Source organism: Sporomusa sp. (genome assembly GCF_057736855.1).
In genome coordinates, this window is record NZ_JBYKYF010000374.1 from 1 (window position 1) to 2,523 (window position 2,523).

Annotated in this window: 3 protein-coding genes; all 3 read left to right on the forward strand. The window is 48.0% G+C overall.

Annotation, left to right across the window (positions count from 1 at the left end; translation table 11 throughout):
• The coding region (locus tag AC29Z1_RS16415) for a glycerol dehydratase reactivase beta/small subunit family protein (RefSeq protein WP_488272526.1) at nucleotides 1-244 on the forward strand (244 nt) is incomplete at its 5' end.
• Between the two features lie 16 nt (nucleotides 245-260).
• Nucleotides 261-779, forward strand: a complete 519-nt coding sequence (locus AC29Z1_RS16420; protein WP_488272527.1) for a diol dehydratase small subunit — start codon at nucleotides 261-263, stop codon at nucleotides 777-779.
• Between the two features lie 13 nt (nucleotides 780-792).
• A partial coding sequence (locus AC29Z1_RS16425; RefSeq protein ID WP_488272528.1) for a diol dehydratase reactivase subunit alpha occupies nucleotides 793-2,523 on the forward strand: 1,731 nt, incomplete at its 3' end.

Below are 2,523 nucleotides of genomic sequence, written 5' to 3' on the forward strand. Positions count from 1 at the left end.
GCCACCGCTTAGCAACCTCGAATTATTCCCCCAAGCTCCCCTGCTTGATCTGGAAACCTACCGGCAAATTGGCAAAAATGCCGCGCAATATGCTAAAGGACAATCTCCTACACCGGTTCCAACCAAAAATGACCAAATGGCTCGTCCTAAGTACCAGGCGAAAGCAGCAATATTGCATATCAAAGAAACTGAGCATGTTGTTTCCGGCGCTAAACCGGTTGAAATAGAAGTTCAGTTTAACTAGCTGGAGGTGAAATTTGATGACTGATAATAAAATGTTAGAAGATATTGTGCGTGAAGTATTAAAATCGATGGTTGGTGCTCCGCAGGCAAATCCGGTTCCGCCTCAAACGACACCAAGTGCGGGACTTTGTCCGGAAAAAGATTATCCTTTAGCAACAAAACGTCCAGATCTGATCAAAACACCTACAGGCAAGTCGCTGTCAGACATTACTTTAGAAAAAATTATGAATGACGAAGTAAAGCCGGAGGATGTTCGTATTACCCCGGAAACCCTTAGAATGCAAGCCGAGATTGCTGACGGCGTAGGCCGGCGGCAGTTTGCCAACAACCTTCGTCGTGCAGCCGAGCTGGTGGCCATACCGGATGAACGTATATTGGAAATTTACAATGCCTTGCGTCCTTACCGTTCCACTAAACAAGAACTCTTAGCTATTGCTGACGAAATGGAAGTAAAATATAACGCTAAAATTAACGCCGCTTTCGTGAGAGAGGCCGCAGAAGTGTACGAGCGCCGGAACCGTCTCAGAGCGGAATAAGGTGGGAACTTTCATGCCTATCATTGCCGGTGTGGATATTGGTAACTCCACAACTGAAGTATGTATGGCGCAAGTCGAACAAGGCCAAATAACAAAATATCTGGCCAGTAGCATAGTCAAAACAACTGGCATAAAAGGAACACTGGCCAATGTACCGGGGATTGTTATCGCCTTGAAAGAGGCTGTGCAACAAGCCGGACTGAGTTTGGCCGCAGTAGATGAAATACGAATTAATGAAGCTACTCCGGTCATTGGGGATTTGGCCATGGAAACCATTACTGAAACCATTATTACCGAATCCACCATGATTGGGCATAACCCCTCTACGCCAGGAGGTATTGGTTTAGGTGTCGGTATGACCGTACCTTTTGCTCAGCTTCCTGAGATACGTCCGGGAGAAAAGATTATCTGCATCATTCCGCGTGGCATCGACTTTGAAGATGCTGCCTGCGCTATTAATGACGCTATGTCCAGGGGGGTTCTGGTTCAGGGCGCCATAGTACGGCAGGATGATGCTGTACTTATAGTTAACCGGCTGAAACAAAAAATTCCGGTTGTTGACGAAGTAACCCTGATTGAAAAGGTTCCGGTAGGTATGCTGGCAGCTATTGAAGTTGCCGCACCCGGAGAGACAATAAAGACCTTATCCAACCCCTACGGTATTGCTACTGTCTTTAACCTAACGCCAGAAGAAACCAAAATGGTTGTGCCTATCGCCAGGGCGCTAATAGGAAACCGTTCGGCGGTTGTTGTCCGGACACCGGCCGGTGACGTAAAGGCCCGTTCCATTCCCGCAGGTTTTATTACGGTTGTAGGACAGAAGGGAAAATCGGATATTGATGTTGAGGCAGGTGCTGCCGCGATTATGGAAGTCATTGAGCGTGTGCAGCCGATCATTGATGTACAAGGGGAACCAGGAACCAATGTGAACGGCATGCTGGAAAGAGTTCGCCAGGTAATGGCTGAACTAACCAACCAACCGGTAGCGGAGATGAAAATCCAGGACCTATTGGCAGTAGATACCTTTGTACCGCAAAAAGTCCAAGGTGGTTTAGCTGGCGAATTTGCTCTGGAAAATGCAGTAGCCTTGGCCGCGATGGTCAAAACCAGCCGGTTGCCTATGCGGCAAATTGCGGACAAGCTTGAGGAAGAACTCCAGGTGCGGGTGGTTATTGCCGGTGTGGAAGCCAATATGGCCATTCGCGGCGCCTTAACTACACCGGGTACTGATAAACCGCTGGCTATTTTGGATATGGGTGGTGGTTCTACCGATGCCGCCATCATAACCCGTGACGGTGAAGTTCACTCGATTCACTTGGGCGGCGCTGGGGATATGGTGACCATGCTGATTAACTCTGAGCTTGGACTTAATGATTTTGACTTGGCCGAAGATATTAAACGATATCCTCTCGCCAAGGTAGAAAGTCTTTATCATATCAGGCTGGAAGACGGTACGGTGAAGTTTTTTGATAATCATCTGCCGCCACATGTATTTGCTCGGGTGGTTATTTTAAAAGACGGTGACATGGTTCCCATCCCTTCTGACCATGCTCTTGAACGAATTCGCCATGTACGGCGGGAAGCCAAGAAACGGGTATTTGTTACCAATGCGTTGCGAGCCTTAGCGCGAGTTGCACCGACTGGAAATATTAGACATATTGATTTTGTCGTGCTAGTGGGAGGGTCGGCGATGGACTTTGAAATAGCCGACATGGTAACAGACGCGTTGGCCGAATATGGTATT